The sequence below is a fragment of the Pseudomonas fluorescens genome (genome assembly GCF_902497785.1).
GTDB classification, from domain to species: domain Bacteria; phylum Pseudomonadota; class Gammaproteobacteria; order Pseudomonadales; family Pseudomonadaceae; genus Aquipseudomonas; species Aquipseudomonas fluorescens_BO.
This window is the reverse complement of record NZ_CABVHK010000003.1, coordinates 333,731-357,092: the sequence shown is the minus strand read 5'-3', so window position 1 is coordinate 357,092 and position 23,362 is coordinate 333,731. Positions and strand designations below refer to the sequence as shown.

At 59.6% G+C, this 23,362-nt stretch carries 26 protein-coding genes; 8 read left to right on the top strand and 18 right to left on the bottom strand.

From position 1 onward, the window contains the following. Positions 1-78 precede the first annotated feature (78 nt). The 3 genes from F8N62_RS06675 to F8N62_RS06665 form a co-directional block, all read right to left on the bottom strand. Entirely contained in the window at positions 79-981 is a 903-nt protein-coding gene (locus F8N62_RS06675) for an acyltransferase (protein WP_150710202.1), read from the bottom strand. After that, positions 982-3,081, bottom strand: coding sequence for a phosphate acetyltransferase (pta, locus tag F8N62_RS06670; RefSeq protein WP_150710201.1), 2,100 nt, complete (start codon positions 3,079-3,081; stop codon positions 982-984). It lies immediately after the preceding gene. Positions 3,082-3,142: 61 nt separating this feature from the next. Then, positions 3,143-3,481, bottom strand: coding sequence for a DUF3565 domain-containing protein (locus F8N62_RS06665; RefSeq protein ID WP_150710200.1), 339 nt, complete (start codon positions 3,479-3,481; stop codon positions 3,143-3,145). Here F8N62_RS06665 and F8N62_RS06660 point away from each other — a divergent pair. The 3 genes from F8N62_RS06660 to F8N62_RS06645 all read left to right on the top strand — a co-directional run bounded on the left by F8N62_RS06660 (position 3,450) and on the right by F8N62_RS06645 (position 5,879). Next, positions 3,450-3,935 carry an FKBP-type peptidyl-prolyl cis-trans isomerase gene (locus F8N62_RS06660; protein WP_150710199.1) on the top strand — a complete coding sequence of 162 codons (486 nt, stop codon included), beginning with the start codon at positions 3,450-3,452 and terminating at the stop codon, positions 3,933-3,935. The genes F8N62_RS06665 and F8N62_RS06660 overlap by 32 nt on opposite strands. A gap of 124 nt (positions 3,936-4,059) precedes the next feature. Next, positions 4,060-4,542 carry a glutathione peroxidase gene (locus tag F8N62_RS06655; protein WP_150710198.1) on the top strand — a complete coding sequence of 161 codons (483 nt, stop codon included), beginning with the start codon at positions 4,060-4,062 and terminating at the stop codon, positions 4,540-4,542. 233 nt (positions 4,543-4,775) lie between these two features. Further along, the gene (locus tag F8N62_RS06645) at positions 4,776-5,879 is read left to right on the top strand and encodes an NADH:flavin oxidoreductase (protein WP_150710197.1); all 1,104 of its coding nucleotides are present in this window, start codon (positions 4,776-4,778) and stop codon (positions 5,877-5,879) included. A gap of 135 nt (positions 5,880-6,014) precedes the next feature. Here F8N62_RS06645 and F8N62_RS06640 read toward each other — a convergent pair whose 3' ends face one another. Both F8N62_RS06640 and cysZ read right to left on the bottom strand, forming a co-directional pair. Beyond that, positions 6,015-7,214 (bottom strand): glycosyltransferase family 4 protein, encoded by a 1,200-nt coding sequence (locus F8N62_RS06640; protein ID WP_150710196.1) that lies wholly within the window; start codon positions 7,212-7,214, stop codon positions 6,015-6,017. A 40-nt stretch (positions 7,215-7,254) separates the two neighbouring features. Continuing rightward, positions 7,255-8,007: a sulfate transporter CysZ gene (gene cysZ / locus F8N62_RS06635; protein ID WP_150710195.1), complete on the bottom strand. Its 753-nt coding sequence runs from the start codon at positions 8,005-8,007 to the stop codon at positions 7,255-7,257. A gap of 314 nt (positions 8,008-8,321) precedes the next feature. Here cysZ and trxB point away from each other — a divergent pair, with 314 nt between their 5' ends. Beyond that, positions 8,322-9,284, top strand: a complete 963-nt coding sequence (trxB, locus tag F8N62_RS06625; protein ID WP_084318134.1) for a thioredoxin-disulfide reductase — start codon at positions 8,322-8,324, stop codon at positions 9,282-9,284. Between the two features lie 173 nt (positions 9,285-9,457). Here trxB and F8N62_RS06620 read toward each other — a convergent pair whose 3' ends face one another. From F8N62_RS06620 to F8N62_RS06570, 11 genes are all read right to left on the bottom strand, one after another. Continuing rightward, positions 9,458-10,741 (bottom strand): NAD(P)/FAD-dependent oxidoreductase, encoded by a 1,284-nt coding sequence (locus tag F8N62_RS06620; protein WP_150710194.1) that lies wholly within the window; start codon positions 10,739-10,741, stop codon positions 9,458-9,460. 138 nt (positions 10,742-10,879) lie between these two features. Next, positions 10,880-11,713, bottom strand: a complete 834-nt coding sequence (locus F8N62_RS06615; RefSeq protein ID WP_150710193.1) for a transporter substrate-binding domain-containing protein — start codon at positions 11,711-11,713, stop codon at positions 10,880-10,882. 47 nt (positions 11,714-11,760) lie between these two features. Then, a complete protein-coding gene (locus F8N62_RS06610) occupies positions 11,761-12,489 on the bottom strand; it encodes an amino acid ABC transporter ATP-binding protein (RefSeq protein ID WP_150710276.1) in 729 nt (242 codons plus the stop codon). A gap of 65 nt (positions 12,490-12,554) precedes the next feature. Further along, positions 12,555-13,529, bottom strand: coding sequence for an amino acid ABC transporter permease (locus tag F8N62_RS06605; protein ID WP_150710192.1), 975 nt, complete (start codon positions 13,527-13,529; stop codon positions 12,555-12,557). Between the two features lie 234 nt (positions 13,530-13,763). Then, positions 13,764-15,014, bottom strand: coding sequence for an aspartate aminotransferase family protein (locus F8N62_RS06600; protein ID WP_150710191.1), 1,251 nt, complete (start codon positions 15,012-15,014; stop codon positions 13,764-13,766). A gap of 425 nt (positions 15,015-15,439) precedes the next feature. After that, positions 15,440-15,778, bottom strand: coding sequence for a HopJ type III effector protein (locus F8N62_RS06595; protein WP_150710190.1), 339 nt, complete (start codon positions 15,776-15,778; stop codon positions 15,440-15,442). After that, positions 15,771-16,067, bottom strand: coding sequence for a DUF1244 domain-containing protein (locus F8N62_RS06590; protein ID WP_150710189.1), 297 nt, complete (start codon positions 16,065-16,067; stop codon positions 15,771-15,773). Before F8N62_RS06590 ends, F8N62_RS06595 begins: the two co-directional genes overlap by 8 nt. A gap of 68 nt (positions 16,068-16,135) precedes the next feature. Beyond that, on the bottom strand, positions 16,136-16,507 hold the full coding sequence (gene folX / locus F8N62_RS06585) for a dihydroneopterin triphosphate 2'-epimerase (protein ID WP_150710188.1): 372 nt from the start codon (positions 16,505-16,507) through the stop codon (positions 16,136-16,138). A gap of 2 nt (positions 16,508-16,509) precedes the next feature. After that, the gene (folE, locus tag F8N62_RS06580) at positions 16,510-17,085 is read right to left on the bottom strand and encodes a GTP cyclohydrolase I FolE (protein ID WP_150710187.1); all 576 of its coding nucleotides are present in this window, start codon (positions 17,083-17,085) and stop codon (positions 16,510-16,512) included. Between the two features lie 20 nt (positions 17,086-17,105). Next, positions 17,106-17,816, bottom strand: a complete 711-nt coding sequence (gene folM / locus F8N62_RS06575) for a dihydromonapterin reductase (RefSeq protein ID WP_150710186.1) — start codon at positions 17,814-17,816, stop codon at positions 17,106-17,108. Positions 17,817-17,953: 137 nt separating this feature from the next. Next, a complete protein-coding gene (locus F8N62_RS06570; RefSeq protein WP_150710185.1) occupies positions 17,954-18,523 on the bottom strand; it encodes an antibiotic biosynthesis monooxygenase in 570 nt (189 codons plus the stop codon). 210 nt (positions 18,524-18,733) lie between these two features. Here F8N62_RS06570 and F8N62_RS06565 point away from each other — a divergent pair, with 210 nt between their 5' ends. Next, complete coding sequence (locus tag F8N62_RS06565; RefSeq protein WP_150710184.1) at positions 18,734-19,693, top strand: MerR family transcriptional regulator; 960 nt, start codon at positions 18,734-18,736, stop codon at positions 19,691-19,693. On the opposite strand, the gene F8N62_RS06560 is transcribed toward F8N62_RS06565, so the two are convergent. Together F8N62_RS06560 and F8N62_RS06555 are read right to left on the bottom strand one after the other, a co-directional pair. Then, positions 19,694-20,299: a hypothetical protein gene (locus F8N62_RS06560; protein ID WP_150710183.1), complete on the bottom strand. Its 606-nt coding sequence runs from the start codon at positions 20,297-20,299 to the stop codon at positions 19,694-19,696. It lies immediately after the preceding gene. A 72-nt stretch (positions 20,300-20,371) separates the two neighbouring features. Then, entirely contained in the window at positions 20,372-20,830 is a 459-nt protein-coding gene (locus F8N62_RS06555; protein ID WP_150710182.1) for a PAS domain-containing protein, read from the bottom strand. Positions 20,831-20,932: 102 nt separating this feature from the next. Here F8N62_RS06555 and F8N62_RS06550 point away from each other — a divergent pair, with 102 nt between their 5' ends. The 3 genes from F8N62_RS06550 (at position 20,933) to F8N62_RS06540 (ending at position 23,176) form a co-directional block, all read left to right on the top strand. Beyond that, a complete protein-coding gene (locus F8N62_RS06550; protein ID WP_150710181.1) occupies positions 20,933-21,388 on the top strand; it encodes a flavodoxin in 456 nt (151 codons plus the stop codon). A gap of 103 nt (positions 21,389-21,491) precedes the next feature. Further along, the gene (locus tag F8N62_RS06545) at positions 21,492-22,274 is read left to right on the top strand and encodes a class II aldolase/adducin family protein (RefSeq protein WP_150710180.1); all 783 of its coding nucleotides are present in this window, start codon (positions 21,492-21,494) and stop codon (positions 22,272-22,274) included. Next, positions 22,274-23,176: an alpha/beta fold hydrolase gene (locus tag F8N62_RS06540; RefSeq protein WP_150710179.1), complete on the top strand. Its 903-nt coding sequence runs from the start codon at positions 22,274-22,276 to the stop codon at positions 23,174-23,176. Before F8N62_RS06545 ends, F8N62_RS06540 begins: the two co-directional genes overlap by 1 nt. Positions 23,177-23,362 lie beyond the last annotated feature (186 nt).

Below are 23,362 nucleotides of genomic sequence, written 5' to 3'. Positions count from 1 at the left end.
TCAAGATCGCAGCCTTCGGCAGCTCCTACACGGACGCGTACACCTGTAGGAGCTGCCGAAGGCTGCGATCTTTTGATTTTAGTTCCCTGGATACTCCCGATGCATCTGCTCCAGCAGCGCATCCTTGTCTTCCCACAACTGATTGATCCAGCCCTGAAACTGCAAGCGATACTCGCCATCCTGGTCGTAATTCTTGCCGATAAACTGCGGCGGAATCTTCAATTCCTGAAAATGCACCACCACGTCCGCAACGTTCCCGCACAACAGATCCCAATACCCCGGGCGCCCGCCCGGATAGTGAATCGTCACGTTGACGATCGATTCAAGCTGCTCGCCCATCGCATCCAGCACAAACGCGATCCCGCCGGCCTTGGGTTTGAGCAGGTATTTGAACGGTGATTTCTGCTGCGCATGTTTGCCTTCGGTAAAGCGTGTGCCTTCGACGAAATTGAAAATCCCGACCGAGGTATTGCGAAACTTCGCGCACGTCTTGCGGGTGGTTTCCAGGTCTTTGCCTTTCTTCTCCGGGTGCTTTTCCAGGTAGGCCTTGGAATAGCGCTTCATGAACGGAAAGCCCAGCGTCCACCACGCCAGACCAATCACCGGGACCCAGATCAGCTCTTGCTTGAGAAAGAATTTCAGCGGCTGGATGCGCCGATTGAGCACGTACTGCAACACCATGATGTCGACCCAGCTCTGGTGGTTGCTGGTAATCAGGTACGAGTGTTGATAGTCCAGCCCTTCGAGGCCGCTGAGGTGCCAGCGGGTGCGCCGGACCAGGTCCATCCAGGCCTTGTTGTTGCTGATCCAGGCCTCATGGGTGTGGCTCATCAGCCAGCGTGTGAAGCGCTGGGCGAGGGCGAACGGCAATACCTTGAAAATCGCCACGCAGAACAGAAACGAGCAGAGCAGAATCGTGTTCAGTGCCAGCAACAACGATGCAATTACGCCGCGGAGGGCGGCAGGCAGGAAATCCAGCATTTAAACATCCAAAGGTCGGTTGGCAGCTTGAATCGCGGTCAACGCGATGGTGTAGACGATGTCATCGACTTGCGCGCCGCGCGGCAGGTCGTTCACCGGTTTGCGCAGGCCTTGCAGCATCGGCCCAAGGCTGACGCAATCGGCACTGCGCTGCACGGCTTTGTGCGTGGTGTTGCCAGTGTTGAGGTCGGGGAACACGAACACCGTGGCGCGACCGGCCACCTGGCTGTTCGGTGCCAGTTGCCGGGCCACGGTTTCGTTGGCGGCGGCGTCGTACTGCAACGGGCCGTCGATCAACAGCGAGTTTTGTTGTTCATGGGCGAGCAACGTCGCTTCACGGACCTTTTCGACTTCCTCACCGCTGGCCGATTCACCGCTGGAGTAACTGATCATCGCCACGCGCGGGGTAATGCCGAAGGCCGCTGCCGAGTCCGCACTTTGCAAGGCGATCTCAGCCAGTTCAGTGGCGCTCGGGTGCGGATTCATCACGCAGTCGCCGTAGACCAGCACCTCTTCGGGAAACAACATGAAGAACACCGATGACACCAGGGTGCAGCCCGGCGCGGTTTTAATCAGCTGCAACGCGGGGCGGATGGTGTTGGCGGTGGAGTGGATGACCCCGGAGACGAGGCCATCGACTTCATCCAGCGCCAGCATCATGGTGCCGATCACCACCGTATCTTCGAGCTGCTGTTCGGCCATCGGTGCGTTGAGGCTTTTGCTTTTGCGCAACGCAACCATCGGCTCGACATAGCGTTCGCGGATCAGGTCCGGATCGAGAATCTCCAGGCCAGGCGGCAGCTCGATATCGTGCGCACGAGCGACGGCTTCGACATCTTCCGGTTTCGCCAGCAACACGCAACGGGCAATGCCGCGCGCCTGACAGATCGCCGCCGCTTGCACGGTCAGCGGCTCGCTGCCTTCCGGTAGCACGATGCGCTTGTTGGCGGCCTGGGCGCGCTGGATCAATTGATAGCGGAACACCGCCGGCGACAGGCGCATTTCTCGTGGCGTACCGCAGCGCTGGTGCAGCCAGTTGGCATCGAGATGGCTGGCGACGAAATCCGTGATGATCTCCGCACGCTCGCGGTCGTCGATCGGAATTTCCTTGTTCAGACCGTTCAACTGGTTGGCGGTGTCGTACGAACCGGTGCTGACCGACAACACCGGCAACCCCGCCTGCAAGGCGCCACGGCACAGGTCCATGATGCGCGGGTCGGGGAGGGTGTCGCTGGTCAGCAACAGGCCGGCAAGCGGCACGCCATTCATGGCGGCGAGGCTGACGGCGAGGATGATGTCGTCGCGATCGCCGGGCGTCACCACCAGCACACCGGGCTTGAGCAGCTCCACGGTGTTGCGCATGGTGCGGGCGCAGATGATGATTTTGGTCATGCGCCGGGTTTCGTAATCGCCGGCATTGAGGATTTGCGCCCCCATCAGATCGGCCACGTCGCGGGTACGGGGCGCATTCAGTTCCGGCTGGAACGGGATGCAACCGAGCAAGCGGAAATCACCGCTGCGCAGCAACGGCGAATGCTCCTTCAGGCGCGAGGCGAACACATCCATGCTTTCGTCGGTCTTGACCTTGTTGAGGATCACGCCGAGGACTTTCGGGTCTCTGGGACCGCCGAACAATTGCGCCTGCAATTCCACGCGGCCGGAGAGTTCGGTGAGCACTTCGTTTTCCGGTGCAGACACCAGGATCACGTCGGCGTCGAGGCTTTTGGCCAAATGCAGATTGACCCGCGCGGCGTAACTGGCGCTGCGGGTCGGCACCATGCCTTCGACGATCAGCACGTCTTTACCAATCGCCGCTTGTTGGTAAAGGGTGATGATTTCTTCGAGCAACTCATCCAGCTGGCCATCGCCCAGCATGCGCTCGACGTGCGCCAGGCCAAGCGGTTGCGGCGGTTTCAAGCCATGGGTGCGCGCCACCAGTTCGGTGGAGCGTTCAGGCCCGGTATCACCCGGATGGGGCTGGGCGATGGGCTTGAAAAAACCGACTTTCAGGCCAGCACGCTCGAGGGTGCGCACCAGCCCGAGGCTGATCGAGGTCAGACCCACACCAAAATCGGTGGGCGCGATAAAAAAAGTTTGCATGCGGATTCTCTGGAGGTGCATGGCAATGGTGAAGGCCTATGACTGGCCGTCTACCGAAATTTCAGTCGCCAAGGTTATCGCTAACCGAGCCCTGTGCGCACCAACCGCAATCAAAGGGCTGGCCTATTTTTTCAGTACGTTGCGCCGGGTCCAGGACCCAGGCGCGCGATTGCCACGGCGGCTGGTGCCGAAGGTGCTGCGTATGGCCGCAGGACAGCTCGGCCACCCAATGGCCGTCCTCGTCCTGATGAAAACCTGTGACCGTCGAGCCTTGCGCTGCGTTCCGTCTGTCCGGGTTGTGTTCGCTTTCGGACGATTGCTTCGCTAAACTTGGCCTTTCTATATTCTTCTGCAAAAGGTCTCGCCCCATGCTGATCGCCGCCAATAAGGCTGTCTCCATCGACTATACCCTGACCAACGACGCTGGTGAGGTCATCGACAGTTCCGCCGGCGGCGCGCCGCTGGTCTACCTGCAAGGTGCAGGCAACATCATCCCGGGCCTGGAAAAGGCACTGGACGGCAAAGCAGTCGGCGATGAGTTGACCGTTGCCGTTGAACCGGAAGATGCCTACGGCGAATACGCTGCAGAATTGGTCAGCACCCTGAGCCGCAGCATGTTCGAAGGCGTCGACGAACTGGAAGTGGGCATGCAGTTCCACGCCTCCGCGCCGGACGGCCAGATGCAGATCGTCACCATTCGCGATCTGGACGGCGACGACGTTACCGTCGACGGCAACCACCCGTTGGCTGGTCAGCGCCTGAATTTCCAGGTCAAGATCATCGACATTCGTGACGCCAGCGAGGAAGAAATCGCTCATGGTCACGTCCATGGCGAAGGTGGCCATCACCACTGATTTTCTGCGCTAAGCTTTCGATAACTGGAGAGGCGCCCGAGGGGCGCCTTTTTAGTCCGCGGCAGTCCTTGGTGATGTCGCCAAGAGGCTGTTTCGAGAAGAACACGGGAATCTGGAGTCCGTCATGAGTGCTTTTCACGACCTTAAATTGACAGACCTGAACGGTCAGGAGCTACCTCTGGCGCCCTTCAAAGGGCAGGTCGTGCTGGTGGTCAATGTCGCCTCCAAATGCGGCTTGACCCCACAGTACGCGGCGCTGGAAAACCTCTACCAGCAATACAAAGGTAAAGGGTTCAGCGTGCTGGGCTTGCCGTGCAATCAGTTTGCCGGGCAGGAGCCGGGCAGCGAGCAAGAGATTCAGGAGTTCTGCAGCCTCAACTATGGCGTGACCTTTCCGTTGTCCAGCAAGCTGGAAGTCAACGGTCATGAACGTCACCAGTTGTATCGCCTGTTGGCCGGCGAGGGCGCCGAATTCCCGGGCGACATTACCTGGAATTTCGAAAAATTCCTGCTCGGCAAGGACGGTCGCGTCCTGGCCCGATTCTCACCGCGTACGGCGCCGGATGATCCTTCCGTGATCCAGGCGATTGAGAAAGCGCTGAGCTGAATCCCCTTCCTGTAGGAGCGAGCTTGCTCGCGATGAACCTGAGAACGCCGCGGGGTGTCAGGCTTGCAGCGTTATCGTTGAAGACCATCGCGAGCAAGCTCGCTCCTACAGGTATCTCCGCCTTTTGACCCTTAATCACCCATATCAATAGTGCTGTGCATCGCTTGGCGCTGCGCATATTATCGTCGTCATAAAACTTCCATCCCGTCGATACCGTTTTCGTGGAGCGCTCCATGCCAGTCAAAGCCCTGTTCAAACCGTTCCACCTCGGCACTCTTGAACTGCCGACCCGCGTCGTCATGGCGCCAATGACCCGCTCGTTTTCGCCCGGTGGCGTGCCCAATTCCAAAGTGATCGAGTACTACCGTCGTCGCGCCGCAGCCGGCGTGGGCCTGATCATCACCGAAGGCACCACCGTGGGTCATATCGCCTCCAACGGCTACCCGAATGTGCCGCATTTCTACGGCGAAGCCGCGTTGGCCGGCTGGAAGAAAGTTGTCGACGCCGTGCATGGCGCAGGCGGCAAGATCGTTCCGCAACTGTGGCATGTCGGCAGCGTGCGCCGCATCGGCACCGAACCGGACGCGAGCGTGCCGGGTTACGGCCCGTCGGAAAAACTCAAGGATGGCCAGGTCGTGGTTCACGGCATGAGCAAGCAAGATATCCAGGACGTCATCGGCGCCTTCGCCCAGGCCGCTAAAGACGCCCAGAGCATCGGCATGGACGGCGTGGAAATCCACGGCGCCCACGGCTATCTCGTGGACCAGTTCTTCTGGGAAGGCAGCAACCAGCGTACCGACGAATACGGCGGCAGCCTGGCCAACCGTTCGCGCTTCGCCATCGAGCTGATTCAGGCGGTGCGGGCCGCGGTCGGTGAAGACTTCCCGATCATCTTCCGTTTCTCCCAGTGGAAGCAGCAGGATTACACCGCGCGCCTGGTGCAAACCCCGCAAGCGTTGGGTGAGTTTCTCCAGCCGTTGTCCGACGCCGGGGTGGACATTTTCCACTGCTCGACGCGCCGTTTCTGGGAGCCTGAATTCGACGGTTCCGAATTGAACCTGGCAGGCTGGACCCGCAAACTCACCGGCAAGCCGACCATCACCGTGGGCAGCGTCGGTCTGGATGGTGAGTTCCTGCAGTTCATGGTCAACACCGACAAGATCGCCCAGCCAGCCAGCCTGGAAAAACTGCTGGAGCGTTTGAACAATGACGAGTTTGACCTGGTGGCGGTGGGGCGTGCGCTGCTGGTGGACCCGGACTGGGCGCAGAAAGTGCGCGAGGGTCGTGAGGAAGAGATTCTGCCGTTCAGCCGCGAGGCGTTGATGACTTTGGTTTAATCGGCGTCTGAATTGGCCCCATCGCGGGCAAGCCCGCTCCCACAGGTTTTTGTGGTGGACACATAACAGGTGAACATCTCAGAACCCTGTGGGAGCGGGCTTGCCCGCGATGGCGGCGTCAAGGTCAACAAAGACTCAAGGTAATGTCGGCGCATTCGGCACCACCTGCTCCCCCACACAAGCCCCCCGCAACTGCCCCTCGAACTGCTCGATAATCGCCGCCCAACCCTGGCGACTCGCATGCTGACGCGCATTCAGCCTGATGCAGCGTAGCGTCTCGCGCTCCTCGAGCAACCACGTCGCGGCATCGCTGAACGCCGCTTCATCCCCCGGCATCGCCAGCACGCCGTTGTAGCCGTGGCGAATATGCTGCGCCGCCGCAGCCTGATCGTAAGCCACCACACCCAGCCCCGAGGCGAGCGCCTCCAGCACCACATTGCCGAAGGTTTCGGTCAGGCTCGGAAACAGAAACACATCCCCCGACGCATAATGACTGGCCAACGCTTCACCGCGTTGCGCGCCGCAGAAAATCGCCTCGGGCAATTCCTTCTCCAGCGCCGCTCGTTGCGGACCGTCGCCCACCACAATCAGTTTCAGGTTTCGCTGTGGATAAGTCGCTGTCAGGGTGTCGAAACACCGCTTGAGCAATCCAAGGTTTTTCTCCGGCGCCAGTCGTCCGACGTGAATGACCGCAATGTCCTTCTCGGCCAGGCCCCATTGCTCGCGCAGCGATGGCAGGCGTTTGCTCGGGTGAAACAACTGGCTGTCGACCCCGCGGGACAATAATGCCAGTCGTTCGAATTGCCGGCGCTCCAACTCCAGTTGCTGGCTGGTACTGGGCACCAGGGTCAGCGTCGAGCGATTGTGAAACCAGCGCAGGTAATGAGTCAGCAAGCGGGTGAGCAAACCGAGGCCGTACTGCTGCGAATACTGCTGGAAATTGGTGTGGAAGCCGCTGACCACCGAAATACCCAGCCGCCGTGCCGCGCGCAATGCCGATAACCCCAGCGGCCCTTCCGTGGCGATATACAGCACGTCCGGACGCTGGCGCTTCCAGCGCCGCAGCAGCTTGTGCATCGACGACTGACCCCATTGCAAACCCGGATACCCCGGCAACGGCCAGCCCCGGCACAGCAACAATTCATCGTCGCTACCGCTGTGCTGATCGCAACCTTGCCGAGGGCGTACCAGTTCCACTTGGTGCCCGCGCGCGCGCAAACCGTCGCACAAGCGGCCAAGGGTATTGGCCACGCCGTTGATTTCGGGAGGGTAGGTTTCGGTGATCAGGGTGATATGCAGAGCTGTCGTCATGACCCCAGTGTCGGCTGAGGCCATGTCGTCGTTGTGACGCTGGGATGATGGATTTGTGACAGGGTCAGCGTTGCGTCACCAGATTCTCCGCTCCGCGCTCACGAACCCAGAACAATGTCGCCCCGGCCACGGCGGCTGGCATCATCAGGATGTTGACCACCGGAATCAGCAGCACCAGATAAACGCTGCCGCCAAAACTCATGCTCTGCCAGCGCTTCTCGCGCAACCAGGCGAGCATCTCGTTCCAGCCCAGTTTGTGGTTGTCCGCCGGGTAGTCGATGTACTGGATCGCCATCATCCACACCCCGAACAGCAGCCACAGCGGCGCGGCGATGATATTGACCACGGGGATGAACGAGAGGATGAACAGCCCGATCGCCCGTGGCAGGAAGTAGCCGAGTTTGCGCATTTCCCGCGCCAGCGTGCGCGGGATCATCGCGATCAGCTCGCCCCAGCTGAAGGCCGGGAAGTCGTCGGTGCCGCGCACCACCACTTCGACTTTCTCCGCGAGGAAGCCGTTGAACGGCGCGGCGATAATGTTGGCGAGCATGGTGAACGTGAAAAAGACCATCAACACCACCAGCACCACGAAAATCGGCCAGAGGATGTAATTGAGGAAACTCAGCCAGTCGGGCAGGGACGGCATCAGCGTTTCCACCCAAAGACTGAATTGATGGCCGGCCAGATAGATCAATCCGACGAACAGCACCAGGTTGATCGCCAGCGGCAACAGCACGAACAAACGCAGGCTGGGGCTGAGGACCAGCTTGAGGCCTTCGCGCAGGTATTGCGGGCCGGACAGAACAGGGGCGGGCATAGCGTGCTCCGAGCAAAGGGGAAACGCGCCGACCTTACCGGCTTTGCCCCAAGGGCGAAAGGGCGGGCAGCGCATCGACATCAGCTGTAACAAAGGTGGCGATATATAGACGGCTGGCGGATAGAGACCACCTATGAGCTGGATTGTTATTGCGTATTTCCTTAATCTTCGCCCCCTCGATACGCTGCACCCATTCTTTTACAGGACTGTCGAGTTCAAGCCTTCCCCAAGTGCTTTCAACGGTCCTTTTTTATTCCCGCCGGCAACCCGGCGTTCCGCGCCAGGTGTTTCGGGCCGGTCAACAGGAGCAGGTCATGTCTGAAGTCCGTCATTCGCGAGTGATTATCCTCGGTTCCGGCCCTGCCGGTTACAGCGCTGCGGTCTATGCCGCCCGTGCCAACCTCAAGCCGCTGCTGATTACCGGCATGCAGGCCGGCGGCCAACTGACCACCACCACCGAAGTCGACAACTGGCCGGGCGACGTCCACGGCCTGACCGGCCCGGCGCTGATGGAGCGGATGAAAGAGCACGCCGAGCGCTTTGAAACCGAGATCGTTTTCGATCACATCAACGCCGTGGACTTCGCTGCCAAGCCTTACACCCTGACCGGCGACAGCGCGACCTACACCTGCGACGCCCTGATCATCGCCACCGGCGCCAGCGCCCGTTACCTGGGCCTGCCGTCGGAAGAAGCGTTCATGGGCAAAGGCGTTTCGGCCTGCGCGACCTGCGACGGTTTCTTCTATCGCAACAAGCCAGTGGCCGTGGTCGGTGGCGGTAACACCGCCGTCGAAGAAGCGCTGTACCTGGCCAACATCGCCAGCACCGTGACCCTGATCCACCGTCGCGAAACCTTCCGCGCCGAGAAGATCCTGATCGACAAGCTGAATGCCCGGGTGGCCGAAGGCAAGATCATCCTCAAGCTCAACTCGAACCTGGACGAAGTCCTGGGCGACAACATGGGCGTGACCGGTGCTCGCCTGAAGAACAACGACGGCAGCTTCGACGAGCTGAAAGTCGACGGCGTGTTCATCGCCATCGGCCACACCCCGAACACGTCGTTGTTCGAAGGTCAGCTGACGTTGAAAGACGGCTACCTGGTGGTGCACGGCGGCCGTGAAGGCAACGCGACCGCGACCAATGTCGAAGGTATCTTTGCGGCTGGCGACGTGGCTGACCACGTTTACCGCCAGGCGATCACCTCGGCCGGCGCCGGCTGCATGGCGGCACTGGACACCGAGCGTTACCTCGACGGTCTGCAGAACGCTTCGTTCTGATTGCGTTGAAATGAGAAAACCGGCTTAGGCCGGTTTTTTTTGCCCGCGATTTAGAAGTCGACCACAAAACCTGTGGGAGCGAGCCTGCTCGCGATAGCAATTTATCATTCACCCTCTATGCCGATTGACATGCCGCTATCGCGAGCAAGCTCGCTCCCACAGGGTTAAGTATGTCAGCCGCGAAATCGTTCCTGCACGAAGTCCATGACCTTCAGCGACTGATAGATCGCATTGGCCGCCACTTTTCCGAACGGTCCACCATTCCAGTCCAGCAGATACGGTTTGAACACTTCATACCGCTTGCTTTCCCCGCACACCGCTTCGGCAATCACCCGGCCGCCGATCGAGCCGGTATTCAAGCCGTGCCCGCCAAACGAAGTGCACGCCCAGACGCCCGGTTCCAGCAGTCCCAGGTTGGGCATTTTGTTGGTGGAGTAACCCATCAGACCCGACCAGGCCAGGTCGATTTTTACTGGCGCCAGTTGTGGATAGACCGAAACCATGTCGGCCTTGAGCATCGCCGCCAGGGCTTTTTCATTCTGTTCGTTGCGGGTGGTGATGCGTCCGCCCCAGAGCAGGCGGTCGCCTTCGACAATGCGGTAATAATCCGATGCGCGACGGTCGTCGGAGAATGCGGCACCGGAGTCGAGGACGTTTTTGATCGAGTCGCCCAGGTGTTCGGTGAGCACCACGTAGGTGGCGATGGGCAGGTAGGCGCGGCTGAGTTTCTGCAATTCTGGGCCGCCGTAGCCGCCGGCACAGAACACCAGGTCCTGGCAGCGCACGCTGCCGTGATCGGTCTTGACGACTTTGTCGGCGCCTTCGCGCTGCCAGGCGAGCATTTTCGACTGTTCGAATAGTCTGCCTCCCGCCGCTTCAATGGCCAGTGCCAGGCCCAGGCAATAGTTGAGCGGGTGGAAGTGCAGGGCGTTGGGATCTTCGACACCCTGGAAATAGCGCAGTGTGTGAGCCCGTTCGCGGACTTGGGCGGTGTCGAGAAAATTGAGCGCGTAGCCGAAGTCGCGGCGCATGGTTTCGATGTGGTTCTTGACGCCCGCGCCGTCGTCGTAACGCTTGACCCGAATGGTGCCGGCGGACGGCGCGCAACCGGTCAGGGCCAGTTCGGCGATGTTGCCGCGGACGATCTCGACACCTTCGACCGACATCTGGAACAGCGCCTTCGCCGTTTCCAGCCCGAGTTTTTTGCGGATCGCGCCAGACCCTTCGGCCCAGCCCGGCGAGACCACGCCGCCATTGCGACCGGATGCGCCCCAGGCGACTTGATTCGCTTCGAGCACGATTACGCGTTTGCCGCGTCGGGTCAGTTCGAGGGCGGCGGTGAGCCCGGCGATGCCAGCGCCGATGATGCAGACGTCGCAGCTTTCATCGCTGGTCAATGCGGACCTGGCTGCGCGCGGCAGCGAGGTTTGGGAGTACCAGGTGTTGGGGAAGGACATGGTCAATCCTTGGGAAAAATGCCTAACACTCAACACTGTGGGAGCGAGCTTGCTCGCGAAAAACGCATCGGCACCGCGTGCATTCAGACTGCCCGCGCCATCGTTAACGTCCATCGCGGGCAAGCCCGCTCCCACAGGTTATTTGATGGTGGAGTAATCGACGCCGTACCACTTGTCCGACAGCTTGGTCAGCGTGCCGTCCTTGTGCATCGCCGCGATGATTTCACCGAGTTTGGCTTTCAGTTCCGGGTCACCCTTGTCGGTGGCGATGGCCAGCGGTTCGTAGAACGCGATGTTGTTGTCGACGGCGCGCAACGGATAACCCTTTTTGACAGCTGCGTCCAACGTGCTGCGTTGTGTGAGAATGGCATCCAGCCGGGCACCATCGCCCAGACGCAGGTCGTCGAGCGGCCCGACGGAACCGGCGTAGGTTTTCATTTTTTCGGTTTTGACGTCGTAGACCACGGGCGGCACGTCGGTGGTTTCAATCGCCAGCGCCTGGCTGAAATAGTCCTCGGACGTGGTGCCGCCTTCGACGCCGATGGTTTTGCCATTTAGCGCTTTATGGTCGGTAACCTTGGACTTGTCGTGCACCGCAAACACGTAAGGAACGTAGTAATAAGTGCCGGGGAAATCGAGAATTCGCGCGCGACTCTTGGTCGCCGTCATCGAGCCCACGGACACGTCCCAGCGGCCGTTCCACTTGCCGGCGGTGATCACGTCCCAGTCCGGCGTGATGAATTTGGCTTCGACGCCCAGACGCTTGGCGATCTCCTTGGACACGTCGATATCAAAACCGTCGATTTCGTTCTTGTCGTTGATAAAGCCCTGGGGTGGCCAGGTCGCCGAGGTGGCGACGGTCAACGTCTTGCTGCTCTGGATCTTGTCCAGCACCGCACCGGCCTGGGCGGCACCGACGAACAACAGCGACATTGCGGCGGCGAGGGTGATTACGCGTTTGCTTCTGACCATGTCCATCTCCATGTCTCGTTATTGTTTTCTTGGGGGCAAAACGGTCTTCAGTGACCGATGATCTGCGACAGGAATTTCTGCGCACGTTCGGTCTGCGGGTTGTTGAAAAACTCGGCGGGGGTAGCTTGTTCGATCACCTGGCCCTGATCCATGAACAGCACGCGGTCGGCGACTTTGCTGGCGAACCCCATTTCGTGGGTCACGCAAATCATAGTCATGCCATCGGTGGCCAACTCGCCCATCACGTCCAGTACTTCGTGGACCATTTCCGGGTCCAGCGCGGAGGTCGGTTCGTCGAACAGCATCACTTTGGGGTTCATGCACAGCGCCCGGGCAATCGCCACGCGCTGCTGCTGGCCGCCGGACAATTGCGACGGATATTTGTGCGCATGCTCGGCAATCCGCACCCGCTCCAGATACACCTGGGCGCGTTTTTTTGCTTCGCTGGCCGACACGCCTTGCACCAGCTGCGGCGCGAGGGTCAGGTTGTCGATCACGCTCAAGTGCGGGAACAGGTTGAAGCTCTGGAACACCATGCCGATTTCACTGCGCACGGCGCTGACGCTTTCCGCTTCGCTGGTGAGGGTGATGCCGTTGACCTGAATCTGGCCTTTCTGGAAATTTTCCAGGTGATTGATGCAGCGAATCATCGTCGACTTGCCCGAGCCCGACGGTCCGCACACCACCAGAATTTCACCCGAGGCGACATTGAGGTCGACGTCGCGCAAGGCGTGAAAATTGCCGTACCACTTGTTCAGGCCGGTGATCGAAATCATCGAAGGACTGGTCTGCGCAACAGGCGCCAGGTCGATTTTTTCCGCCGTATTGGTTCGAGTCATCATCAACCCCTTGCCGTGGATCGGTTGACCCGTTTTTCGATGCGCGCCTGCACCCGTTCAAGAATGAACGACAGCGCCCAGTAAATCATCGCGGCGGTAATCAGCATTTCCAGGTGACGGAAGTCCGCGCGGCCCTGGGTCTTGGCCAGGTACATCAGCTCCCAGACGCCGATCACCGACACCAGTGAACTGTCCTTGAGCATGGCGATGAATTGATTGCCGGTGGGCGGAATGATCACCCGCAACGCCTGGGGCATGATCACCCGGCTAAGGGTCTTGAACGGGCTGATGTTCAGCGCCCGGGAAGCTTCCCACTGGCCGACCGGAATGCTCTGGATGCCGGCGCGGAAAATCTCGGTCATGTAAGCGCCGTAGCACAGTGACAACGCGAGGATGCCGGCGGGGACTGCGTCGACCACGTAGCCCAGTTGCGGCAGGCCCAGGTAGATCAGGTAGATTTGAATCAGCAGCGGCACACCGCGAAAGAACGAGGTGTAGAACGAAGCGAGGGCGTTGGCCAGCCCATTGTTCGACAGCTTGGCTACCGCGCCGATCAATGCCAGCACGAAGGCAATCACGATGGCGACGGCGGAGATGTACAAGGTGGTTGCCGCACCCTGGATGACCAGGAAGCCGACCTTGTCGAGGATGAAACTGTAGGAGAGGTCGAAGGTGTCGAAGAACGCCAGGAACAGAATCAGCAGTTCGATCCACACCACCGTGGTCTGCACTTTGAATTTCAAACGACCGAGGATGTGGAAGTTCAGCGTGCCCAATACCGCAATGCCCAGGCCGATGGCGATGTTGCGCGCGGTCAGGCTGTCCGGGGCATCGCCCAGCAACGGGTGCAGAAAATGGCTGAGGGCACTGTTGCCCAGGTTCATTAGGTAGGCGCCGAGGAACAACACCACGGCTACGCCGAGCAGGAATTGAGGATCGTTGGACTTTTTCTTATAAATTATATTGTCGTGATACATGCATGCCTCGGCTTGTCGGTGTTGATGTTCTCGCTATGAAAATAGGTTTAACGACGTTGTAGGAGCGAGCTTGCTCGCGATGGACTTCAGGGCGACGCGTTTATCCAGCACACACGCGTTATCGTTAACGTCCATCGCGAGCGAGCTCGCTCCTGCAACGAGTATTGCGACGCAAAATCGGCAACGACAAGCGAACATAATTCGCTACGTCAGTCCCGGATCGCAGTTTGCTTTTCAGGACAGCTTCGCGAGGCAGGACTCGAGGATGTCCAGGCCTTCCTCCAGCACAGCGGCCTCGGTGGTCAGGGGCGCCAGCAATCGGATGATGTGGCGTGATTTGCCGCTGGGCATCAGCAGCAAACCTGCCTCTCTTGCCAGGCTCAGCAATTGCGTGAGTTGCGCCGGGGCCGGGGTGCCATCGGCGGTGGCCAGTTCGATGCCACGCATGGCGCCGACGCCGGTCAGACGCCCGAGAAAAGGTGAAATCTCTTTGGCGCGCCAGGACTCGTAACGGCTGACGATCGCTTCTTCCTGCTGCGTGCCCCACGCGTGCAGATGGGCATCGGTCATTTCGTCCAGCGTCGCCACTGCAGCGGCACACGCGATGGGATTGCCCGAGTACGTGCCGCCCAGCCCGCCTTTGGGCAGGGTGTCGAGCAACGCCTGGCGCCCGACCACCGCACCCAGTGGCACGCCGCCGGCGATGCTTTTGCCGAGCAGGATCAAGTCCGGCTCGATGCCCAGTCGCGAGAACGCAAAACGTTCGCCGGTGCGGCCGAATCCAGACTGGATTTCATCGGCGATCAGCAGGATGCCTTTTTCGTCGCAGAAGCGGCGCAGCGCTTGGGCAAATTCCACGTCGATCGCCAAAAAACCTGCTTCGCCCTGCACCGGTTCGAGGATAAAACAGGCGACGTCTTCGACATCGATTTCGACGCTGAACAGTCGATCCAGCGCCTTCAGCGCCTCGGCGCAGGTTACGCCGTTGTCCTTGCTCGGGTAGGGCAAGTGGAACACCGGGCCAGGCAACACGCCGACTTTCTGTTTGTAAGGCGCGACTTTGCCGTTGAGGTTGAGGGTGGCAAGGGTGCGCCCGTGGAAGGCGCCGTCGAAGGCGATGACGGCGGTGCGGCCGGTCGCGCCCCGGACAATTTTCAGGGCGTTTTCCGCCGCTTCCGCGCCACTGTTGGTGAGCATGCCGCTGACCGGGTAATTCACCGGGATAAACGCGGCCAGGCGCTCCATGAACTCGAGATAGGGCACGTGCGGGGCCGCGTTGAACGCGTAGTGCGTGAGTCGGGTGGCTTGTTCGCGAATGGCTTCGACGATGCGCGGGTGGCAGTGGCCGAGGTTTAACACGCCGATACCGCCGACGAAGTCGATGTAGCGCTTGCCGTCGATGTCCCAGACTTCGGCGTTTTTGCCGTGGCTGAGGGTGACGGGGTGCACGATGTTGATCGACCGGCTGATGGATTCGCTGCTCATGGATGACCGACTCAGAAGAAGGGAGGCTTCCTTTTATCTAAGCCGCGAGCGGACGTGCCCGGCAAACGAAATAAAGTCGCCGGGTCAATCTTAAAAGTCGGGATGTGGTGTGTAGAGGGCGAACATCAAAAGATCGCAGGCTGCGCCAGCTCCTACGGAACACGCGACCGGTGTAGGAGCTGCCGCAGGCTGCGATCTTTTGATCAGCGGCTGAGTGGGGAGGCCAACATCAAAAGATCGCAGGCTGCGCCAGCTCCTACGGAACCACGCGATCCGTGTAGGAGCTGCCGCAGGCTGCGATCTTTTGATCTTGAATCAGCGGTTGAGTGGGGGGCGAACATCAAAAGATCGCAGGCTGCGCTAGCTCCTACGGAACACGCGATCGGTGTAGGAGCTGCCGCAGGCTGCGATCTTTTGCTCTTGAATCAGCGCCGGGTCAGCGGCTGTTGGCTGAATTTCACACCGGCCAAACCATGCGCAATCAACGCACGAATATTGCCATGATCGCTGCCTTCAGGCGTCGCCACCACCGAGCGGTAATGCTCGCCAAAGGCCAACAACGCCTCTTCATCGCTCAGGCCTTCCAGCAGCGCCAGGCCCAACGTCTTGCACGAACCTTCGTTCTGCCCGGCGGCGTTTTCCACACCGCCGTTGTTGAACGCCTGTGGCTGGTAGTCGTAACCGGCGGCGATGAATGCCAGGGTGTCGGCAAAGGCATGTTCGCCGCTTTTCAGGCTCGCGCGCAGGGTGTTCAAATCATTCATTGGGCTTTCCTTTGGCAAACGCCGCGTGTTGTTCGGCGCTGGCTTCTTGCTGGTATTGGGCTTTCCACTCGGCATACGGCATGCCGTAGACGACTTCGCGGGCGTCATCGAGGCTGACGTCGATCTGGCGCTCATCGGCCGCTGCCTTGTACCACTTGGACAGGCAATTGCGGCAGAAACCGGAAAGGTTCATCAGGTCGATGTTCTGCACATCCTTGCGGCTGTCCAGGTGCGCGACCAGCCGGCGGAAGGCGGCGGCTTCAAGTTCCAGACGTTGTTGATCGTTCATGGCGGGCTCTGTGCAATCGAATCGTGGCGCGGATGATAAAAGCCTGGCGACCAATGCGCCAGACGCGCTCAGCGGCTCGCCGCCAGCGTAATCGACACCGACTCGGCAAATCGCAACGCGTGGGGTTTGTCGACCTCGACCTCGGCATACAGCACCGACTCATTCGTCATCACCAGATCGAGAATTTCCTGGGTCAGGCGCTCGAGCAGGGCAAAGCGATTGCCTTCCACGTGAGCGATGATTGCCTTGGTGATGGTGCGGTAGTTCAGTGCGTGATCAATGTCGTTGTCACGCACCGCTTCCTGAGCCGCGTACAGGATGGTCAGGTTGATCAGCACATCCTGCTTGTTGAGGATCTCATCCTCGTTGATCCCGATGAACGTGCGCAGGCACAGGTCCTTGACCCGGATACGTGCCATTCCTGGTTGAAGTTGTGGCATTGCTACTTGCTCCGTCCAATCAATTGCAGGAACTCCTGGCGGGTGTTGCTCGACTCGCGGAAGGCGCCGAGCATCACCGAGGTGTTCATGGTCGAATTCTGTTTCTCGACGCCGCGCATCATCATGCACATGTGTCGGGCTTCGATGACGACTGCAACGCCTGCAGCCCCCGTCACCTCCTGCACCGCGTCGGCGATCTGCCGGGTCAGGTTCTCCTGGATTTGCAGGCGACGGGCGAACATATCCACCAGTCGCGCAATTTTCGACAGGCCCAGCACTTTACCCGTTGGAATATAAGCCACATGCGCCTTGCCGATGAAGGGCAGCAGGTGATGTTCACACAGTGAGTAAAGCTCGATGTTGTCGACGATGATCATTTCATCGTTGTCGGAGGCAAACAACGCGCCGTTGACGATTTCTTCCACACTTTGTTCATAGCCATGACACAGGTACTGCATGGCCTTGGCTGCGCGCACCGGTGTATCGGCCAGGCCTTCGCGGTCGGGGTTCTCACCGAGACCGATAAGGATCTCGCGATAGCTGTGGGACAGCGCGTTCTGAGGCCGGGATAACGTCATGGAATATCCTCGCGGAGCATCTATTTGAGGTGTCGACCGCCGTTGACCGTCAGGGTCGTACCGGTGACATAAGGGTTGTCGAGCAGATAGCGCAGGCTCTGATAGATCACTTCACTGCCGGGTTCGATACCCAGCGCGGACTTGGCCAGGGCCTTGGTGCGGTACGCCGCGTCGTCGTCGGGATTGAACAGTAGCAGGGCCGGGGCAATCCCGTTGACCTTGATGTCCGGGGCGTACTTCGCCGCAAAGGACAAGGTGAGGCTGTCGAGCCCGGCCTTGCTGGCGCAGTAGCCGATGTGCCGGCTGCTGCCCTTGCGGGTCACGTCATCGCTGATGTGCACGATGTCGGCCGGTTGCGAGCTTCGCAGCAAGTCCGCGCAGTGCAAGTTGACCAAGTAGGGCGCGAGCATGTGCACGCTGAACAGGCGGGTGAAGGCAGCCGCGTCGGTGTCCGGCGTTTCCGCCAGCCATTCGGAAGCATTGTGGATGATCGCGCGCAGGCTGTCGGTGTGGGTTTTCAGTTCGTTGATGAAAGCGAAGATGCCGACTTCGGTGGAGAAGTCCGCGAATATCGCCGTCGCCCCCAGATCACGCAGTGTTTGAACGCCGGGGCGTTCGGTGCGATAGGTGAAGATCAGCGCCTCGCCGTCTTCGAGCAGACGTTGCGCACAATGCAGGCCGACCCGCTGGCCGGCGCCGGTGATCAGGATCGGGGCAGAGGAAGAAGTCATGAAAGGCTCGCGTCGCGGTCAGAGCAAAACTATAACAGCGACGGCTTGTGCCATGCCCTGAAAAGATCGCAGTCTGCGGCAGCTCCTACGGACCGGGCGTGCGTGCTTTTGTAGGAGCTGGCGAAGCCTGCGATCTTTTAGTGATTCTGGGTAGTAGGCTCGGCGGGCAATCGGCGCGCTGGCGGGGTATTCAGCCACCCGGCCAAGAGGCGGGTCGACAACGGAATGAAGAAGTAAACCATCAACGGCGTGAGGCACAGCGTACCGATCAATACCCGAGGCAACAGGCTCATTTCGCCAAGCAGCGGCCCCAGCACGTAGTTGAACAGCAACGACACCGGAAAGAACGCCAGCCAGATTGCCACGGCCTGTTTCCAGCGTGGCGGACGTTGTCCCGCAGCGCCGAACCAGCCTTCGATGCCACTGACTCTATGCTCGGTCGGATGAGCAAACAGTTCGCTGCCGCGCGAAAGCCAGGCCGTACGGGAGGCGGAGTGCTCCCAGGCGTGCATGGTCTGCTCGTTGGCGAAGCGGGAAATAATCTGGAATTCATTGTCGCCGGGCGGCGGGGCGAGCACGCCAGAGCCGAGATAACCCTGGAAATCGGTGGCCAGTTGTTCGCCTTCGCGCAACCAGGTCATCAGGTCCTGATAGCGCCCATCGGCGACGCGGCGCGCAACCGTCAGCGTGACGGGTGAGGTAGACATTGTGTATCTCCGTATGACAAACGCGTTACTCCGGATAGAAGTTTCGCCAGACACAGCACCGGGGTGGTGGGCTGCGTCTTGTTACAAGCAAGGAATATTCCCGATTCTACAGGTTGTGTTCCTTATAATCGTCCACCATCTATGTCTTGAATAATGAAGGGTGAGGTGCGTTAAATGGGATCCAATGCATACATGGACGTTGGTTACTAAATGCCTGTCATCACTGACACTGTCGCTGGTTCTCAGCCTGTTCTGACCCTCGAACAGGAAGAGTTGTTTCCGATTCGAGAGGTGGCGCGACTGACTGGTGTCAATCCGGTCACGTTGCGCGCATGGGAACGCCGGTATGGTTTGATCCAGCCTCTGCGCACCGAGAGCGGGCATCGCCTGTACTCAATGACCGATATTGAGCGGGTTCACAGCATTCTGAGCTGGATCGAGCGCGGTGTGGCCGTCAGCAAGGTCGGCAAGATCCTGGCCAAGACCGAACCCCTTCAAGCTCTGTCGCACATCATCCCAACTGAGAGTGTTCAGGCTGACTATGTGCAATGGCAGGGACAGGTCAGCGCAGCAGTCCGCGCATTTGACGAGGTTCAGCTGGAGCAGGTCTATGGGCAGATATTTTCCAGTTATCCCCTCACCGTGGCGTTCCAGGACATCCTGATTCCGCTGTGGCAGCAATTGCTGCAACGCCATGAGGCGTTCGGTCAGGTCAGTGAGTGGCTGTTTCTGGACGGTTTCTTGCGTTCACGCGTGTTGCAACGGTTGTTGCTGGTTCGAGTGATGCAGCCGCGCCGTGTAATCGTGTGTCCGCTGAATGATCAGACACGTGAGCTCGACGTGCTGCTTACGGCGTTGTTCCTGAGCAATATCGATTCCGCCATTCAATTGCTGTCGATTGGTCAGCCGTTCGACGAACTGACCCTGGTCTGCGAAAGAGTCAAGCCACAGGCGTTGGTGCTGGTGTCCAATCATGCCCCGTCAACCGACTTGCCGCGGCGTTTGAATCGCCTGGCCATGAGCCTGGATTGTCAGCTGCTGCTGGCGGGAGACGCGTCTGATCTGGTGCAGGAGAGCCTGGCCGGATCGTCCATTGGCTGTCTGGGGAATCAGGGCATGGTGATGCGGCAGCGCCTGAAACAGTTCCTGGCGGGTAACCTGGATACCTGATCAGAGGTGAAGCGCGGGGTGCGTCAGTCGATGCTGCTGGAGGATGTACTGGCGCAGGCGCTCGGTCTCGTCCTTATCGTTCTGACTCAACTGATACGCGAAGAAACCGTTCCCGGTTTCTTTCTCGAAGGTGCCGCGCATCGCGATCCGCTCATAGCCTGACGGGCTGAACCACAAGGCAAAGTGTTTGGGCGGCTTGGTCTTGTTGCGCACTTCCAGCAAAACCCCTTTGAACGAGACTTCGTGCACCCACAGCGTGCCGGGTTGGCCGCTGGCATTTTCCAGTGCCACCGGCTCTTCGAGAACCAGGCGCCATGGCCGGACCAATGGCCCGTCTTCATAGATGCTGGGGACGCCGAGGCGTAAATGCAGGGCATGAAACTCGTCTTCGACCAAATGCAGCGGAAACGTCATCTGCTGATTTTCGAAGTTGGCCTGAATAGTGACTTGCTCATGAGCGGCAAGGCGCGTGAGCAAGTCACGGATTTGCGAACCACCGTTAACGAGCAGACTCGACGTCGCATCCCGCACATTGAGCTGCGGGTTGTGTTGCATGGTCTGGATGAAATCCAGCTCGTCCTGGGTCAGGAGTGCGTCGCGGTGCATGAGCGGCTCGAAAAAAATAGTTACAAAGTCATCGGTGATTGTAGTTAATGACAATCAATTCGCAGGAATGTTTTAACCGTTCGTCGCTTTTAATTGATCGAGCTCGTCCTGCAGCGCTGCCAATTGTGCTTCAAGCTGCGCCACACGCTGCTGTGCCTTGACCTGAACCGTGACGTCTTTTTGCACCCCGACAAAATAAGTTTGACCGTCGCTCGGATTTTTCACCGTCGAAAGCGACAGCTCATTCCAGAATGGGGTGCCGTCCTTGCGATAATTGCGCAGGATTTCCCGGCAGGAACCGCCGCTGCTCAATGCCTCGCGAATCAATGTCAGTGGTTCCTGATCACGGTCGCCGGATTGCAGGAAACGGCAATCCTGATAGAGGATTTCTTCACTGGTGTAGCCGGTCAGGCGTTCGAACGCCGGGTTGACGTAAATCAGAATGTTGTCGTGCTCGCCTTCTTTTTCAGCGATCACGATGCCGTCGTTGGAGGCGTTGATCACCAGTTGCAGCAGTTGGGCGTTGATCATGGAGAGTCCTTTCCTGTGTGATTGACCGTCTGCATTCTAAAAGAACAAAGAAGACTGTGCTGTTAATATCCCGGTCTTTTACTCAGCTTCAGGATCAGATTGATGAAAGTCGCCCTCCTTTCCGGCTCGGTATACGGCACGGCTGAAGAAGTCGCCCGTCACGCTGCGGACATTTTGAAAACCGCGGGTTTCGATATTTTTCACAACCCGCGTGCAAGCCTCGCCGATGTCCAGGCGTTTGGCCCCGAAGCGTTCCTGGCGGTCACCTCGACCACCGGTATGGGCGAATTGCCGGATAACCTGCAACCGCTGTACTTCGCCCTTCGCGATCAGTTGCCCGCTGCCTGGCGTGGTTTGCCGGGTGCCGTGATCGGTCTGGGGGACGCGAGTTACGGCGACACGTTCTGCGGCGGTGGAGAGTTGATGCGTGAGCTGTTTGGCGAGCTGGGCCTTCGCGAAGTGCTGCCAATGCTGCGTCTGGACGCCAGCGAAAGCGTGACGCCGGAAACCGATGCCGAGCCGTGGCTGGCGGAATTGATCACCGCCCTGCGCAGCTGACTCGCTAGGCCATCAAGCTGGCTGCCAATGCAATTCCACGAATCGCGAGGGGTGACTAGACTGCTTTACGTGAGCAAAACAATAAGAACAGGAGTTCCTTGCCGTGAGCGTAGCCCCCGCCCAATCCCCCCACACTGTCAAAGACCAGGTCAGCGCCGCCGAGTGGCAGACCCGCGTCGATCTGGCGGCCTGTTACCGTCTGGTCGCCCAGCATGGCTGGGATGATCTGATCTTCACGCATATTTCCGCCAAGGTGCCGGGCACCGAAGACTTCCTGATCAATCCGTTCGGGTTGATGTTTCACGAGATCACCGCGTCGAGCCTGGTCAAGGTCGATCAGGCCGGTAACAAGCTGATGCACAGTCCCTACGAAATCAATCCGGCGGGCTACACCATTCACAGCGCCGTGCATGAAGTGCGTCACGATGTGGTGTGCGTGCTGCACACGCATACGGCGGCGGGCGTGGCGGTGTCGGCGCAGAAGCAAGGCATTTTGCCGATCAGCCAGCAGTCATTGTTCGTTTTGTCCAGCCTGGCTTATCACGCTTACGAGGGCGTTGCGCTGAACCACGAAGAGAAAGCGCGACTGCAAGCCGACCTCGGTGACAACAATTTCCTGATGCTGCACAACCACGGCCTGCTGACGTGCGGCAGCACGATTGCCGACACGTTCCTGATGATGTTCACCTTCCAGCGCGCCTGCGATATCCAGGTGCTGGCGCAAAACGGTGGCGCCGAACTGATCGCTATCGAGCCGCAGATTCTGGCCGGCGCCAAGGCGATGATCGCCGGTGTCACCAAAAGTGCACAAGGGATGGGTGGCGCACTGGCCTGGCCAGCGCTGCTGCGCAAACTCGATCAACAGGATGCGGGGTATAAACTCTAATGCTTCTCGCCGAGATCCCCCTGTGTGTGTGGCGCAAGCGCGCCCGGACGTTCCTGTTTCGCGGCCAGACGATCCGTTACTGGACGGCGGGGCAGGGTGAGCCGCTGCTGCTCATCCACGGCTTTCCGACCGCCAGTTGGGACTGGCATTACCTGTGGCAGCCGCTGGCCCAGCGCTATCGGCTGATCGCCTGCGACATGCTCGGCTTCGGTGATTCCGCCAAGCCGGTGGATCACGACTACAGCCTGCTGGAACAGGCTGATCTGCAACAGGCCTTGCTCGCGCATTTGGGCGTCGAACAACCGGTTCACGTACTGGCCCACGATTATGGCGACAGCGTCGCTCAGGAACTGCTGGCCCGCCATTACGAAGCGCAGATAAACCTCGCCAGTTGCGTGTTTCTCAATGGCGGCCTGTTTCCGGAAACCCATCGCCCGGTACTGATGCAAAAACTGTTGCTCAGCCCGTTGGGCTGGATGATCGGCCGAGCCTTTTCCCGTGACGCGCTGGTGAAGAGTTTTCGGCAGATCTTCGGCCCGCACACCCGTCCTACGGAAAGTGAGATGGACGACTTCTGGAGGCTGGTCGAGAGCAATAACGGACCGCGAATCATGCACAAGCTGATCGCCTACATACCCGAGCGACGCGTGCAGCGTGATCGTTGGGTCCGCGCGATGCAACGCGATGATGTGCCGCTGCGGGTGATTGATGGCGAGGTCGATCCGATCTCCGGCGCGCACATGGTCCAGCGCTATCGGGAGCTGATTCCCAACCCGGACACCGTCGTGTTGCCCGGCATCGGCCACTACCCGCAAACCGAGGCGCCGGCGCAGGTGCTCAAGCATTACCTGGCGTTTCGCGACCGGCTGGTATCAACACCGCTCAAGGTGGCCTGCTCATAGCGAAAATCGGCCTGGCTCCGGCTTTACGCTAATCCTGTAGGAGCGAGCTTGCTCGCGAAAAACGTCCAGGCAACGCGTTTATCCAGACAACCCGCGTTATCGTTGGCGTCCATCGCAGGCAAGCCAGCTCCCACAGGAATACGCGGTTTACGGTAGGAGCTGTTTTGCTCGCGATCAGGTGTAAAC